Annotated in this window: 17 protein-coding genes and 1 pseudogene; 16 read left to right on the plus strand and 2 right to left on the minus strand. The window is 31.0% G+C overall.

Annotated elements, in window-relative coordinates:
• Positions 1-41 precede the first annotated feature (41 nt).
• From BUC23_RS14535 to BUC23_RS14600, 15 genes are all read left to right on the plus strand, one after another.
• Complete coding sequence (locus BUC23_RS14535; protein ID WP_073210673.1) at positions 42-755, plus strand: LytR/AlgR family response regulator transcription factor; 714 nt, start codon at positions 42-44, stop codon at positions 753-755.
• A gap of 366 nt (positions 756-1,121) precedes the next feature.
• A complete protein-coding gene (locus tag BUC23_RS17550) occupies positions 1,122-1,283 on the plus strand; it encodes a hypothetical protein (RefSeq protein ID WP_208609323.1) in 162 nt (53 codons plus the stop codon).
• Positions 1,284-1,370: 87 nt separating this feature from the next.
• On the plus strand, positions 1,371-3,383 hold the full coding sequence (locus BUC23_RS14545) for a tetratricopeptide repeat-containing sensor histidine kinase (RefSeq protein WP_073210677.1): 2,013 nt from the start codon (positions 1,371-1,373) through the stop codon (positions 3,381-3,383).
• 375 nt (positions 3,384-3,758) lie between these two features.
• Complete coding sequence (locus BUC23_RS14550; RefSeq protein ID WP_073210679.1) at positions 3,759-4,733, plus strand: hypothetical protein; 975 nt, start codon at positions 3,759-3,761, stop codon at positions 4,731-4,733.
• Complete coding sequence (locus tag BUC23_RS14555) at positions 4,734-4,979, plus strand: hypothetical protein (RefSeq protein ID WP_073210681.1); 246 nt, start codon at positions 4,734-4,736, stop codon at positions 4,977-4,979. It begins immediately after the preceding gene.
• A 48-nt stretch (positions 4,980-5,027) separates the two neighbouring features.
• Positions 5,028-5,345: a hypothetical protein gene (locus tag BUC23_RS14560; RefSeq protein ID WP_073210683.1), complete on the plus strand. Its 318-nt coding sequence runs from the start codon at positions 5,028-5,030 to the stop codon at positions 5,343-5,345.
• A 1-nt stretch (position 5,346) separates the two neighbouring features.
• Complete coding sequence (locus BUC23_RS14565) at positions 5,347-5,787, plus strand: hypothetical protein (RefSeq protein ID WP_073210684.1); 441 nt, start codon at positions 5,347-5,349, stop codon at positions 5,785-5,787.
• Between the two features lie 115 nt (positions 5,788-5,902).
• Positions 5,903-7,132 carry a TRAFs-binding domain-containing protein gene (locus tag BUC23_RS14570; protein ID WP_073210686.1) on the plus strand — a complete coding sequence of 410 codons (1,230 nt, stop codon included), beginning with the start codon at positions 5,903-5,905 and terminating at the stop codon, positions 7,130-7,132.
• A gap of 5 nt (positions 7,133-7,137) precedes the next feature.
• On the plus strand, positions 7,138-7,542 hold the full coding sequence (locus BUC23_RS14575) for a TIR domain-containing protein (protein ID WP_073210688.1): 405 nt from the start codon (positions 7,138-7,140) through the stop codon (positions 7,540-7,542).
• Between the two features lie 6 nt (positions 7,543-7,548).
• Complete coding sequence (locus tag BUC23_RS14580) at positions 7,549-8,160, plus strand: toll/interleukin-1 receptor domain-containing protein (protein WP_084538363.1); 612 nt, start codon at positions 7,549-7,551, stop codon at positions 8,158-8,160.
• A 12-nt stretch (positions 8,161-8,172) separates the two neighbouring features.
• Positions 8,173-8,757 carry a TIR domain-containing protein gene (locus BUC23_RS14585; protein WP_073210690.1) on the plus strand — a complete coding sequence of 195 codons (585 nt, stop codon included), beginning with the start codon at positions 8,173-8,175 and terminating at the stop codon, positions 8,755-8,757.
• Positions 8,757-9,485, plus strand: coding sequence for a DUF4231 domain-containing protein (locus BUC23_RS14590; RefSeq protein WP_208609324.1), 729 nt, complete (start codon positions 8,757-8,759; stop codon positions 9,483-9,485). Before BUC23_RS14585 ends, BUC23_RS14590 begins: the two co-directional genes overlap by 1 nt.
• 19 nt (positions 9,486-9,504) lie before the next feature.
• Positions 9,505-9,645 carry a hypothetical protein gene (locus BUC23_RS17860; protein ID WP_208609325.1) on the plus strand — a complete coding sequence of 47 codons (141 nt, stop codon included), beginning with the start codon at positions 9,505-9,507 and terminating at the stop codon, positions 9,643-9,645.
• Positions 9,638-10,312, plus strand: a complete 675-nt coding sequence (locus BUC23_RS14595; RefSeq protein WP_073210692.1) for a hypothetical protein — start codon at positions 9,638-9,640, stop codon at positions 10,310-10,312. The genes BUC23_RS17860 and BUC23_RS14595 overlap by 8 nt, the downstream gene beginning before the upstream one ends.
• 424 nt (positions 10,313-10,736) lie before the next feature.
• Positions 10,737-12,161: a phospholipase D family protein gene (locus BUC23_RS14600; RefSeq protein ID WP_073210694.1), complete on the plus strand. Its 1,425-nt coding sequence runs from the start codon at positions 10,737-10,739 to the stop codon at positions 12,159-12,161.
• 115 nt (positions 12,162-12,276) lie between these two features.
• Here BUC23_RS14600 and BUC23_RS14605 read toward each other — a convergent pair.
• Positions 12,277-13,479 (minus strand): annotated as a pseudogene (locus tag BUC23_RS14605) (IS256 family transposase).
• A 332-nt stretch (positions 13,480-13,811) separates the two neighbouring features.
• Positions 13,812-14,573, minus strand: a complete 762-nt coding sequence (locus BUC23_RS14610; RefSeq protein WP_073210750.1) for an XRE family transcriptional regulator — start codon at positions 14,571-14,573, stop codon at positions 13,812-13,814.
• 90 nt (positions 14,574-14,663) lie between these two features.
• Between BUC23_RS14610 and dinB the strand changes: the two genes are divergently transcribed.
• The gene (gene dinB, locus BUC23_RS14615) at positions 14,664-15,845 is read left to right on the plus strand and encodes a DNA polymerase IV (protein ID WP_073210696.1); all 1,182 of its coding nucleotides are present in this window, start codon (positions 14,664-14,666) and stop codon (positions 15,843-15,845) included.

The following is a 15,845-nucleotide window of genomic DNA, read 5'->3' on the forward strand; positions in this document are numbered from 1 at the left end:
TTCTTCTCTAGATTGCACCTCCTTATTTTTAGTATAATTATATGCGGTTTTCTTTTCTTATTATTGACGACAATGCCATCAATGTGAAGGAAACTTTAGAACTCTTCGAAAATTTCCCTAATTATTTTTGCGCTGGAGTTGCCAAAGATAGTCAAACCGCAATAAATCAAATTATAAAAGTAAAACCTCAATTAGTTATCGTAAGAATTCCAATCAAATCTAATGAAAAAACTTCTTTTTTTAAAACGATTAATGACTTGTTTCAATATGTAGATCTAATGCCCTATTTCATAGCATTAGCTTCGGAACCAGATTATGCACTGGAAGCAGTACAATCGGGATTTTCTGATTATATCATAGTGCCATTAGAGTTGCAGGAGTTAGGGAAAAGTCTTTTCAAATTTGAAAAAAGAAATCCAACGACAATTCCTTCCGCTATTTGCATTAAATCATATAGCGATTACCAATTTGTAGCGCTACAAGACATTGTTTATTTAAAAGCTGATAACAACACAACTGATATTCAACTGTACAATGGTAAAACAGTGAATGCCTATAAGACTTTAAAACATTTTGAGAACACATTACCATTCTATTTTTTGAGGATACATAAAAGTTATATTGTTAACATTAATCATGTATCACGGATTCATTTCAGCAAATCAAAATGTTATCTTAATTACAATGAAATCCTGCCCTTCTCGATAACTTACAGAGATAATATTGAGGCCATAATCCGAAAGATCAATATTTAGCTCTCCTAAAGAATCTTCGTAATACATATTGAACTGATATCATATGATCAAGATTCAAAACATAGGGTTTCCCCACTTTGATTACTCCTTTAACTAGTGTACTAAATGGGTTCACTATAAGCTCTTGATATTTTAAAAATACCGCTGTTTTTACCTGTTAATTTGCCCCAGTTATAATGCATCAGAAACTTCTAAATAAATATTGAGGATGGGGAAAATCTGCTTTTAAAGCAGTGTCATTCTCAATATTTCAGAACGGCTATTTCCCAGCTTTTCTTAAAAAAGGCACTCCATTTTTGGATCAGTGCCAGTATAAAAATATTTCTAATTTTTTAAACACTTTTTATGAAAAAGCTATTAATTGCTATGGGTTGTCTATCAGCTGTAATCTTAATGTCTTCATGTACAACGGATAGTATCGGAGATGCTGAAAAAGAAACCTCAAGTAAATATACTAAACTTTCTGTATCAGCAACTGATGAAGTCATACCTCCCCCAATAGATGATAGAGATAAAACTAAGGGCTAATCTGTTGTTAAAAACCAGATAATAAAAATTATCTGGTTTTTAATCTTTATTTTTGAAAAAATAAAGATTAATTATTCCTTAGAAAAATTGAAAACAAAACTTAGAATCTTAGTGTTCGCGAATTTATTCTTACTGATTACCTCCTGTCAGAAAAAAAAAGAAAATATTGAATATGAAAATCGAGTTAAGGTGCTTTTAAACAAGTATGATTTATCAGTATTACCAGACAATTATAAAGAGAAAACATTAGACACCGTATATCTATATTTATTAAAACATGAAAATGATTCAATAAATAGAAATTTACTTTTTAAAGTTGCTAATAAGTACTACGCCTTAAATAAATTTGATAAATATCTAAAAGTTACGAAGAAAGTTAAAGAGTTTGCATCAGAGAAAAAAGATACATCGCATATGGCTAAGTCATTGTATTTTTTGGGAGAATACTATGAAGATAAAGCACAATTTGACAGCTCTTTTTACTATTATAATCAGTCTGAAAAGCTCTACAAGAACTTAAAAGATACATTGAATTCAGGTAGGATAGCATTATATAAAGGTGGTATTTTATTTGATTCTGGCAACTTCACCGAAAGCGAAACTGGAGCCGTAAACGCTTTAAAATTACTTTCAAAAACTAGCAATACTAGATTAGTTTACGAGAGTTACAATTTACTTGCGCTTTCATTAAAAGAATTAAATAATTTTGAAGAGTCTTTAAAATATTTTGATCTAGCTTTAAATCAACTACAACCACTTGAAAACGAAGATTATCCCAAGGACAAATTAGTTAAATCTAGAATATCTTGTTTCAATAACATTGGTCGCGTCTACGAAAAGCAGAGGAATTATAAAAAAGCAATAGTTTACTATGAAAAAGGTTTGGCTTTACAGGATTTAAAACTTAACTATCCAAAATCATATGCAATGCTGCTAGACAATATAGCTTATTCTAAAATGAAAGAAGGAGACTTTAAAGATATTGACAGACTGTTATTTGAGTCATTAAAGATTAGTGATAGTTTGGATATAACTCAAGGTATCGTATCAAGTAAAATTAACCTAGGAGAATATTATTTATATAAAAAGGACACTACACAAGGTTTAACTTATATTACAGAAGGTTTTAAACTGGCAAAAAAAATTAAAGCTGGTCCTTTTATAATAAGATCATTGAAATTATTAACGGAAAATGATTCCAAAAACAAAAACTATTATTCCATTTTATACATCAAGATAAATGACAGCATTCAAAATGTAGAGCGAATGACCCGGAATAAATTTGCAAGAATAACCTATGAAACGGATCAAATAGAGGAAAAAAATGAAATCCTCTCTAACAAAAACACCAATATTATTCTTGGTTCTGGAATTATTATAATTTTCTTGGGGGTCTTTTTTGCTTTTTACCGTCTAAAATCGAAAAACAAAGAATTACTATTTATTAAAGAACAGCAGGAAGCAAACGAAAGAATATATCAGCTAATGTTGGTCCAGCAATCTGAAACTGAAAAAGCACGCAGTGATGAAAGAAACCGAATAGCTATGGAATTACATGACGGAATAGTAAACAGCATTTTTACGACACGTTTTAATTTAATTCAATTAGATCCAAATGCATTAGATAAAAAGGAGCAATTGGTTAAGGAGTTGGAAAAAACAGAGAATGAAATTAGACAAGTTTCACATGATTTGACACAAAACCTGCTTTTTGAAGATAAAAGTTTACCGGAGATAATAATAACTTTAGTAGAGTCACAACAAAATCAATATAATACAAGATTTGACGTATCGGTGGATAAATACATTGACTGGTCATTGGTTTCAAGTCATAATAAAATACATGTTTATCGTATCATACAAGAAGCAATACAGAATAGTAATAAATATTCCCAAGCTGAAAGATGTTACATAATGCTACTAAAAACAGGAGATAAAATAACCATTCGTGTTTGGGATAACGGAATTGGCTTTAATGCCGAAAAAGTAAAATACGGTATTGGATTGAAAAACATCAAAGACAGGACCAAATCATTAAATGGAGACTTAAAAATTAGTTCCAATTCCGAAAAGGGAACAACCATAGAAGTCGTATTTTAATCCTTCATATTCCCCCGAAAAAAATTTGCCCTCTTTCTTTGTCAACCTCGGCAAGGATAAAGGGCAAAACTTTTATAGAGTACTACCCAATAAACTTTAACATTTTTTGCAGTAAATCTTCCTATTTTGTTAAAGTTGACTACCTAATTATTTTTTATGCATCTCGTATCACTATGTTTATGACCAACTTGATGCTATACTTAGAAATTCTAAAAATACTTTACAAAAATATATATTTAGGAAACAAATTGTCTTGGGTAGCACCCCAGTTGAGCAAAGATTATCCGAACTGATTTCAAAAAAATTTTGAAAAAGGAGGAATTCAATCAAATAGTTTTGAAATGATCATTCATTCAATAATAAAATAATTTGGGTATGGAAAAATTTAAAAAGCAAAGCCTTGAAAAAGAAAATTTCTTCAATGGAGACGATGGAATTCAGATTGATGAATTATTGGAGTTGATTAAAAAAAGTGATTATTACAATGATATTTTAGAGTATTTTAATATTGATCAAAATGATACCACAAGGATAAATATCAAAGGGGCAAAATCACTTTTTACAAAGATTAAAAACATAAATGAAAAATATATAAAAGAAGACTTGATAAGTGACCTCAAGGATTTAAATTTTGATTATAATGGAGGATTTGGGATTAAATTCAATAATCTTACAACTAACCAATATCTTAGTGATCTTAAAATTGATTCTTTCAAAGCATATCCAATTCATTCAGGTGAGAGAGATTTTTTTTCAAATCTTTATGAAATAGACAAATATGCCAGTAAACTGATCGTTAAAGGTTTCAAAGATATTTTGGATCAGAATTTAGAACTCATAAAAACGAAGGAACATCATTGTAAGAGATATCGAATTATTCACGATAATGAAGATAATACTTTTTATTTAAGAGCCATAATATCTTTAGAAAGATACTACAATTACGGCAATGCTTTAACGGTTGTCATTGCGCTTTTAAAACTGCACTTCGAAATGCAGTCAACCGACGTGAAGTATGATTTAATTTCGTTTGAATATAACGAATCGTTTATAAGAATGTTTTTTAAAACTTCCGAGACTAAAGAATTAAAAGGAGTTGGATTATTCGAAAATGCACTTCAGGTTTCAAATGATGAAATTAAAAGGGAAGCTTTGAAATTCTCAAATATCTGCTCCATAATTTTTAAAGATACAAACAATACAGAACAAAGGCTTTTTATAAAACCAAAAGATATTAAAACCAAAGTCTTATCAATTACTCATGGTACTGGTCCAACAAAAGCGTTTGCAAACTTGGAAGACTTTGTCAAATCAAAGGAAAACTTTGAAGAGCTGTTTAAAGAAGCTTAAGTGATTACCAAACTGAAAGATCATAAACAGATTGTTCATCTGGTGAGAACCAAAATTAATAATTCAAATACGGATCAAATCAAAATGTTTAAACAGGAATTAACTGGAATTCTTTTTAAAGAAATAAAAACGACAACCCAACTTTTAGAAACCTTTGACAAATTAATGCTTTTAGAAGGTTTAGAAATCGATGCTAAAGAATATTTAAGATATCTCATTTATGATGCACTAATTGATAGAAAATAATTTTAAATACAGATAAAAATTAGTAAAAAAATAAACATTTTAAAAATTATGATAATAAAAACCTATACAGATAATCCCGAACAATTAAACAATCGGATAAATAAAAAAATCAATGACGGGGATTTAAAAACTTGGGACATCTTAAAGAATAATAATGGAGAAATTCTTTATAACCATACTCCAGACCAATGGAATGAAAAAGCAATGCCAAAACCGTATATCGAATCAGATCATATTGCCTTTAAAATAAGATGGTGGGATAAAAATGAACCCGATGAAGCTACAAAAGGATACATTACGGGAAGATTTATTGAAATTTTGATGGTTCATTTTCGGGACCATTTTACTTATTTAGAAATCAAATAACATGAACACAATTATCGCAATCTGGCATTCGGGTGGAAAAGGAAAATCAGGAACTATCCTTGCACTAGCAAATTTATTACTAAGTCAGTACCCCAATCCTAACGTTATTCACTCTTCAAAAGATGTAAATAACCTTTCGGTAGATTTTTCTCTTATTATTGAAATTAATGGTAAAACAATTGCTCTGGAAAGCCTGGGGGATCCAAACACAGGATTAGAAAAAAGAATTGATGAGATTGTTAAAAAGCACAATCCAAATCTTATTTTTTGCACATGCAGAACAAGAGGAGAAACGGTACATGCAGTAGAAAAAAACACTAAAAAACACAATTATGATATCATTTGGACTTCAACCTATCAAGTAAACCAAAATCATATTAGAGCAAACCAAATAAAAGCTGAACATTTATTGGATTTGAGTGTACAATTAGGTTTGATTTGATACTGTATTGAGTTTATAAAAAATAATTCGTACATGCATAATGTTTAAAAATATAAATAGTTATGAATTCAGAGAATTTTAAAATAGTAATACTAATAATAAAGGATTTTATCAAATGAAGAAACTATGTTTTGTCATAATGGGCTATGGTAGGAGAACTGATTTTGAATCAGGTAGAACTTTAGATTTAGATAAAACTTACCTAAATATAATTAAACCTGCAGTTGAGAGTGCAGGCTACCAGTGTATCAGGGGAGATGAAATTCAAGAATCTGGGGTCATTGATAGAAGTATGTATGGTTTATTAATTCATGCCGATTTAGTTATTGCAGATATAACGACTTATAACCCTAACGCCATATATGAATTGGGAATTAGGCACGCTGCTAGGCCTTATTCAACAATAATTTTAAAAGAACAAGAGGGCAATATTCCTTTTGATTTGAGTCACAATAAAATCTTTCATTATGCACATTTAGGAGATGATATTTCAGCGACTGAAGCGGAACGATGCAAAAATGATTTAACTAATCTGATTAATGTGACTACGATTTCAAATGAAGTCGATAGTCCTCTATTCCAATATATAAATTCATTGACCCCCTACAAGCTTGAGGAAGCAGAATATAATTCTTTGATTAAAGAATTGTCTGAAAAAGAGAAACATATTTTTGCTTTGGTTGAGCATGCGAAGGCTGAAATGAAAGCCAACAATTTCATCGAAGCATCAAAAATATGGTCTAAAGCATGTAAAAAAGTTGATAATGAGCCTTACTTTATTCAACAACATGCTTTATGTGTGTATAAAAGTAAAAATCCTTCCGAAAGAACCGCGTTAATTGATGCCCTTGCTATTATTAAGCAACTGGAACCTGATGGAAAGTCAACTAATGATCCCGAAACATTAGGGATAACAGGGGCAATTTATAAACGATTATGGCTAATTGATAACGATCTTGAATACCTCAATCGAGCAATTGATTATTACGGTAAAGGTTTTAAAATCAATGCTGATTATTATACAGGAGAGAATTATGCGCTGTGCTTAGATTTTATGTCAAATGAAAATACAAATCCTGAAGAAAAAATTTATCATAAAATTGAAGCTCGTAAAACCAGGGAAAAAATTATTGAAATTATTGGTGCTATTCTGGATTCTGACAATTACCTCCAAAGAATTGATTTGAAATGGATTTATGCAACAAATGCCAATTGCTATTTGGCACTAAATCAAATAGAATTGTTCGAAGAATTTGAAAACCTTTTTTATCAAATTGCCGACATTGATTGGGAAATAGAAACTTATAAAAACTCACTGGAACATATTAAAAAAATAAAAGTTTAAAATCGATGGCTAAAACACATACTATATTTATAAGTCATTCTTGGAAATACCACAAAGACTTAGAAAATCTTAAAAATTTATTACAAAATAGAGGATACTTTAATGTTGAATTTGAAGAAGCCTCTCGAGATACTCCAATAAATTCAAACAATGCAACTTACATTAAACAACGTTTAAAAACAAAAATTACAAATTCAGATGTTATTCTGGGAATTGCTGGAGTATATGCTACATATAGTGATTGGATGAAATGGGAGCTAGACACAGCATATGTAAACAATATTCCTATTATAGGGGTTATCCCTAGAGGACAGCTAAGAATGTCAGCTATTGTCAATGATAAATCAATTACTAATGTTAAATGGAATACAGAAAGTATAGTTGAAGCCATTAGAAAATATTCAAAATAAAATATAATGAAGGGATTTAATAAAGCTTCAATGCTTGAGAGTATTTCATGGGAATTGGAGAGAATGAAAAAAATTTCAATCAGTAATAGACCCTGTGTATTCTTAAGTCATAAAAAGGAAGATAAACAAGCGTGTCGGGAAATTGCAAAATATTTAAGTAAAGCTGAAATTGATTATTATTTAGATGAAGAAGATACTGGTCTTCAGTCAGCTGCTAGTGCAAATGATCCATACCTAATAACCGAAAGCATAAAAAAAGGTATCAGAGAAAGTTCCCATATGTTATGTGTAGTTTCAGAGAAAACTTTTCAATCAAATTGGATCCCTTTTGAAGTAGGTTATGGTCATGCCGCAATCATAGATAAAGCGATGATCGAAAAATCCAGAGATCAAAAGATAAAACTATCGATTTTGACACTTAAAGAAATTTCTGAAAGATCGCTGCCTGATTTTATGAAAGTAGGATACCAAATTAGAGGTACAATAAGCCTCAATAAATACATTAGCGAACTTACAAATGAATCTGAATCCAAACTAATAAATGAAAATCGGTTGCAATCAAAAAGCTATTCATTTTCAACACACGTTTTAGATAATTATTTAAACTGGGAAAAATAAAATTAAACTACTATGGTACACAGATGCTTCATATCCTTTAAAACAGAAGACAAAGAATATAAAAAATATATTCAGGAAGAAATGGAAATTGACATAATTGATCATTCATTGGATGATGCAATTGATTCTGAAGATGAAGATTATATAATGAGAAAAATTCGTGAAGACTATCTTTCAGATAGTACCGTAACAATTTTTCTTATTGGTGAAAAATCCAATGAAAATTTAGGATTGAAGGAACAAAAATATATAAAACGAGAATTACAAGCTTCACTTTACCACGGAAAAGAAAACACTCAAAATGGTATATTAGGAATTGTATTACCATCTATGTATGACACAGTTTTTGGAGGTTCTGGAATCTGTGAAAAGTGTGGAAATACTCATACATATATTTATATAGATGATAATTCTACAATTAAAGAGTTCAGATACAATTATTATATACCAAACAATAAATGCTCTTGGTCTGAAGAAGATCGATTTTGTGTCTTAGTAAAATGGGAAAACTTTATAGATACTCCTGAAGCTTATATTGACCAAGCTTTTGACAAAAGAAGTCATCCAATATCAGAAAAAACTAAAGTAAGACCCTAATGGAAATAAAAATAAATGATCAGGATTTACCAGGATTGTATCAATCAGCCGATAGTTCTTCTTTAAAAGAACAAAAAAAATATTTTAAAGGAATAGCTTACTATTTAATCCTCTTAATTATAGCCGCTCTTTTTGCATTTTTATCAGATAGTCAGGAATACCCCATCTTTAAAATAATATCCACAGTATTATTCTTAGCTACTCTATCAATAACGATTTGGTTAAAAGTTAGCAGACCTGACGACATTTGGTATAACGGTCGTGCAGTAGCAGAATCCGTTAAAACTCGCTCTTGGAGATGGATGATGAGGACAGAGCCCTATTTTGACTGTGAGAAAGTTGAAGAAATGAGAAAACATTTTATCAATGATCTTAAAACTATTCTAAGACAAAACGAAAGCTTGATAGGTAAATTAGGTATCGAAGCAAGTATTGAGGATCCCATAACCGATAAAATGGTTGAAGTCAGAAAACTATCACTACAAGAAAGGTTTGATCTCTATCGTAAAGAAAGAATTACCAATCAAGCATTATGGTACACCAGTAAGGCAAAATTCAATAAAAGAAAATCATCTATTTGGTTTTGGATCTCTGTAGGTCTTCATATTGTTGCTATCATTCTATTATTGATAAGCATATACCAAGTGCATGTTAAACTACCCATTGCAGTCATTGCGGTGGCAGCCTCTTCTGTCTTAACTTGGGTTCAAGCTAAAAAAAAACAATGAACTTTCATCATCATATTCTTTGACAGCTCACGAAATTATTCTAATAAAATCTGAATCGACAATAATTAACTCAGAAAAGGAATTTTCAGAATATATTATGAATTGTGAAAATGCCTTCTCAAGGGAGCATACACAATGGTTTGCCAGGAAAAATGAGTAACTTAAAAAATAGGAAACCGATAAAAGAAAACACAACCTATCGTAAAGGATTTACAATTAGTAACATTGCAGCGATAATAACTTTTTCAGGATTTGTTTTGTATGGTTTAGGCTGGCTATATTGGACAAACTATCTCAGTGTTTTTAATATTGATAAATCATTTTTTGAAATGGATGTTAACAAAGCTATTGTTTCAACACTTCACTATGCATTTTTTGTTATAATCATGTTTTCTCAATATCTATGCTATTTGTACAAAGGTATAAAAAATGAAAATTTTAGTTTGTTATTTTTCATTTTGACAACAATATCTGGGGTTTATCTTACCGCTATTTATTTTGTAAATGATGAAGATATTAAAAATCTATTAAATGCACTTTCTATTCTATTAGTAGTTTGTTTACTTGTTTTTAAACCTTTATTTTTGACTAGATTTCGCAAACAAAGCATCAATAAGGAATTTGTCTTACTTTTTTCATTTATATTCTTGTTTACTCCTGTATTTTACTACATTCATCAAAGTAAAAAAGATGCTAAAAACTTTATCAGAAATTATAGAGAAAACATAGAGTTAACAACCAACGATAATTCTAAAATCATTTCTGGAAAACTAATCCTTTTTATGAATGAAAAATATTTTATAATGACAAAAATCAACAATAAATAGAATGTTATTGCAATAAATAGTTCAAATATTTTGAATTCAAAGATTCTAATTGATAACAATTAACTAGCATAACAAGTCGAATATATCTATATCATCTCAAAGCTAATGCGCAAATTTTTTCCATGCCCGCACGTCAAAGTTATCAAATCTAAATAACAACAAAAAACTGAAATCTGAATCTATTTTTCACTTCAACTAGCTTAGAAAAAGAAATGTCTCACCAAAATATTCTACAATATTTTAGTACAGAACATCTACTAAGAAGAAAAAAGCAAGTTTCCCATCTTATTATTTTTGTACTGTTTTTTTTTGTTGGCAATTTTTGAGAGCATTTTTGTAAAAAAAATATACATTTAGAAAAAAACATAATCAATTATAAATATTGAATTTAATAAAATATAAATTCGTAATTAAAATAAAATAAATGCCTAAATTTTTAAATACTCAGGGATTAAGCGAATGGATATCCCGTATCATTGATGAAACCCAAAGAGAATTAGTTATTATCTCCCCCTATTTACAACTTTCTAACAAGATTTTTCAAAAATTAATGAAAGCCAATGATCGAGGCGTTGAAATTATTTTTATTTATAGAGAACTACAGGTTAAAGAATCTGAAAAAGGTAAATTACTGGCTATTGATAATTTGAATTTGATGTACCATCCGAACATACATGCCAAATGTATGTACAACGAAAATTTTCTGCTTATCGGCTCTATGAATCTGTATGAGTATTCAGAAAAAAATAACCGGGAAATGGGTATCCTATTTCACAAGATGGATATTCCGGAACTGGGCGATGATACATGGGGCAATGCTGATAATGATAACCTTTTCGATGAAGCTTTAGAAGAAATCATTGAAATAAAGAATGGAGCAGAAATGGAGCGCCCTAGCCGAGAGACTGTCGAAGATAAGTTTGAATTAGATATCCTTAAAAACAAATTAGATAAAACTCAAGAGTATGTAAAACTAATCAATGATATTTTTATTCATAAAAAGTTTATTGTTATTGATAATAATGTCTTTTTGTGTAAAAGCTATATGGATAAAGTAGATGTAACGATAAGTAGCAGAATTGAATTTTTCTTAAACCTAGATAAGAATAAATTAAATCAATTATATAGAAAATATGAAAACAACATAAAAAGCATGGAATTTTCTTTTTCCGGTTTTAAATTTTATTGGAATACACCTGTACAAATTTGTTTATACAATGATTCTAAACATCCGTTTTGGGACAATATTGAGACAAATGAAGCTACTGTTCGACTAAGAAAGAAAGGAATTGATGAGGTAATTCAATTTATAAAATCAGAAATAATAACTAACAATAACACCGATAATAATACATCGGCCGTACCTGCTATCGGTACAGTAAAATTAACCCAAACAGGTAAAGCTATTAAGGAAACGGCAGAAATAAAGGAGGAAAGTACAAAAGTTAAGGAAGGATTGTCTCCATTAAGTCCGTTCGAAATCGGGAAAATTAAAGAATCCTTTAAGGAAAAATTCCCAGAATCCAAAATAAATAGTACTGCTGAATATGTGTATTGCAATCATCTGTTACCTTACGGAGATGTCATGTTCAGAGAAGGATTTGAAATACGATTTATCAACGTAAGAAATCATAATCAGATTATAGATATTTTGCGGGCTATTAATTTTGAGAAGAACCATTATAAATATGAACAAAAATTGACAATAAAAAACAATCAACCCCCATATTTATCATATGTACCACAAGGAGTTAATGATATTCAAAAATTAATCTACGATTATATATTTATGACCAAAACAATTTTAGATAAAACAAGAAATATTGAAATTCAAAAAATGTTCATTTAATAGAAATAACGACATGGACATTGAATGGAAAATAAACCAAAAAAACATCAAAAATCTAATATTCAATCGACACTATCCCATAAAGTGTGTAAGTTGAAAAGTTAAGGCTTCGAATTTAAAGTCGGAGCCTTTTGTCAAATATAAGGGTAAATTGGTTTAAAACAATTCCCCAGTTTCGGACAGGCATTGACCATTTCTTGGTTGCTTCTCTTAAAGCCAAATATACCGATTTAAGCACAGCATCATCTGTGGGGAATGACATTTTATTTTTATTTTATTTTCGGATTTTACCATTAAGATTTTCAATTAAATTTGTAGTATAAATAATTTTTCGGATTTCAATTGGGAAGTCAAAAAACACTGTTAGCTCATCCCAGTTGTCACGCCAAGATTTGATAGCATAAGAATATTTAGCATCCCATTTATCGGCAAAATCGTTTAATGCTAGCTCTGCTGCTTGTTTTGTTGCAGCGTTGTAAATATGTTTCATATCGGCAGTAAACTGCTTGCGGTCTTTCCATACAACGTATTTACAGGCATTCCTAATTTGATGAACCACACATATTTGGGTTTGAGACTCCGGAAAAACACTTCTGATTGTTTGAGTAAAGCCGTTCAAATTATCGGTAGCTGTGATAAGAATATCTTCTACACCACGAGCTTTTAAATCAGTTAGAACACTCATCCAAAAACTACTACTTTCGTTTTTGCCAAGCCACATACCTAAGACTTCCTTTTTACCTTCTCTGTTGAGTCCAACAGCTAAATAAATGGTTTTGTTGATTACTTTGGAGCCTTCTCTAACTTTGAAAACAATTCCATCCATCCAAACAATTAAATAAAGATCGTCCAAAGGCCTATTTTGCCAAGTAATTACTTCAGTGGTAATTGTGTTTGTAATTCGTGATATTGTTGAAGTGGAGACTTCAAAATCATATACCTCCTTGATTTGTTCCTCAATGTCGCTAACGCTCATTCCTTTTGCATAAAGAGATTTAATAACATTTTCTATGCCTTGAGCTATATTTCCTCTTTTTGGAACCAGTATAGGATTAAATGAAGAGTCTATATCGCGCGGAACTTTGATTTCATTTTCTCCAAAAGAGGTCTTTATTTTTTTGGTTCCGTGTCCGTTACGATAATTTCCGCTGGCGGTTTTATCGTGCTTCTCATTGTCTAAATGAGCATCGAGTTCGGCATCTAGCATGTGTTCCACAGCTCGTTTGTGCATCGTTTTGAAGAATGAGGTTAAATCATCCGCATTCTTGAAAGATTTATAAAAATCTTTGTTGTTTAATAATTCGTCTTTGTCGATCATAACTATGTAAATTTTAAAAATATGAAAAAAAGTTATTTCCGAAAATTTTTTTTGAGCTTTGAGGGCTCAAAAAATTTTCAGAATAACTTTTCGACTTACACAGTTAGTGAGACACTACCATTCAAATCTCCTTACAGTCAAACTCCGTTATTTATTTGTTTAAATACTTTTTTAGATAGTATCTTTTCATTTAATAATTTTGTGTGCACAACAATTTACTTTGTAATTTCTTGTCAAAATTTGTATAGTCCCGGTACACCTCGATAACTTAAAATCCTTAAAAAAATAAAGAAAGTTACTTTCTGTATCTTTAATGCGGAATTTAGAATTACTTAATATCTTTTTATATCTTTAATTTCATTACTTAATTTTAAATACATATCTTTTATAGTATTAGGAATAGAATTATTCGGCTTAAACTCTTTAATTGCTATACTACAGGTATATTCCCAAATTTCTAAAATATCAGAAGCCTTGACTTCGTAAGCGGGATAAAAACTATTGTCTGATTCCACAACCAATATATTTTTTTTATTTTTATTCAATCGTTTATACACCATACCCTCACTTTTGGTTATTAGGATATAAGTCTTGCCATCCATTACTTCGCCCAATTTTTCAATATAGCGCCCGACGATGATGGAACCGTCCTCGTGTGGGGGCATAGAATCACCTTCTACAGGAAATCCTCTATGCTTTCCTGGGCCCAAAAAGGGCAGAGAAATCTGTTGCAAACTTTCAATATATTCCGGATCGGCATAACCATTCAAATACCCAGCCTTAACTTTTTGAGTAACAATTTCAATAAAATTCTCCCCGTTGGTATCAACAGTGATTGGCAATACCAATCTGTTATTTTCTAATTTCAGCAAATTATCCATCGGAATTTTTCGAACATCTACAGAAAGCAGTAGATCAATACTAATATGGTAATAATGCGCTATTCTTTTCAGTATTTCATAAGGGGCTTCTGAAGTCCCATATTCATATTTCGCATACCTCCCTCGACTTATCACCAGTGATTCGGCTACCTCTTCCTGAGTAATTTTCTTTTTCTCCCTAAGGCTCCTGATGTTGTCGAAAAATAAAGACATAGTGATTTTGTTATAATTTGTAACAACAAATATAATCAAATTTGTTACAATCTGTACTAATTTTGTAAAGTATAAAACAAGGAAAGGATTATGATAAGAGCAATTGTACATATGGATTTAGATACTTTTTTTGGATCCTGTGAAAGACTGGGGAATTCAAAACTGGAGGAGATACCATTGATTATTGGTGGTGGTGACCGCGGCGTAGTGGCTTCTTGCTCCTACGAAGCCCGCACCTTCGGAGTTCGTTCCGCTATGCCTATTAAAATGGCTCTCCGCCTCTGCCCGCAGGCAAAAGTAATGAAAGGCGATATGGAATTGTATTCCAAATTATCACATGACGTCACCGAAGTGATTCAGGAGAAAGCACCAGTCGTGGAAAAAGCCAGCATAGATGAATTCTACCTCGATATTACCGGAATGGATAAATTTTATGGGGGGTATAAATGGTCCAACGAGCTTGCCCAATCCATTACCAGAGAAACTGGCTTACCAATAAGCTTTGCGCTATCAGTAAACAAAACCGTTTCCAAAATTGGCACCGGAGAAGCAAAACCAAAAGGGAACTTGGAAATTCCGGAAAATAGGGTAAGGTCTTTCTTAAATCCGCTTTCCATTCAAAAAATACCCATGGTGGGCGATGTGACGTTTCAACTAGTATCCCGAATAGGAGTCCGTAATATTCAGACCCTTTCTGAAATGCCTGCTGAAGTTTTACAGCGAATGATCGGTAAAAACGGCATCGATATTTGGAAGAAAGCCAACGGAATCGATAATAATCCTGTGGAACCCTATACGGAACGGAAATCCATTTCAACGGAACATACTTTTAGTCAGGATACCATTGATATTCCAAAATTGAAATCGATACTTATTGGAATGGTGGAAAAATTAGCCTTCCAACTGCGTTCCGAAGAATGGCTGACTTCAACCGTTGTGATTAAGATACGCTATGCCAATTTTGATACGGAAACCAAACAATGCAAAGTACCTTACACTTCAGCCGATCATACGCTTACCAAAACCGTTACCGATTTATTTGATAAAGTATACCAGCGTAGGATGCGGATTCGCTTAATTGGAATTCGTTTTAGTGGACTCGTCAGAGGTACCTATCAAATCAACTTATTTGAGGACACCGAAGAAATGTTGTCTTTGTATCAAGCCATGGACCGAATGAAAATTAGGTATGGTTTTGATGCAGTAATGTGTTGTGCCGGAGCTACCTTCAAACCAAATAACAAGTCGGAAATTTTAAAACGTAAATTATAA

Origin of the sequence: Flavobacterium xinjiangense, assembly GCF_900142885.1 — a bacterium.
In the GTDB taxonomy this organism is placed as follows: Bacteria; Bacteroidota; Bacteroidia; order Flavobacteriales; family Flavobacteriaceae; genus Flavobacterium; species Flavobacterium xinjiangense.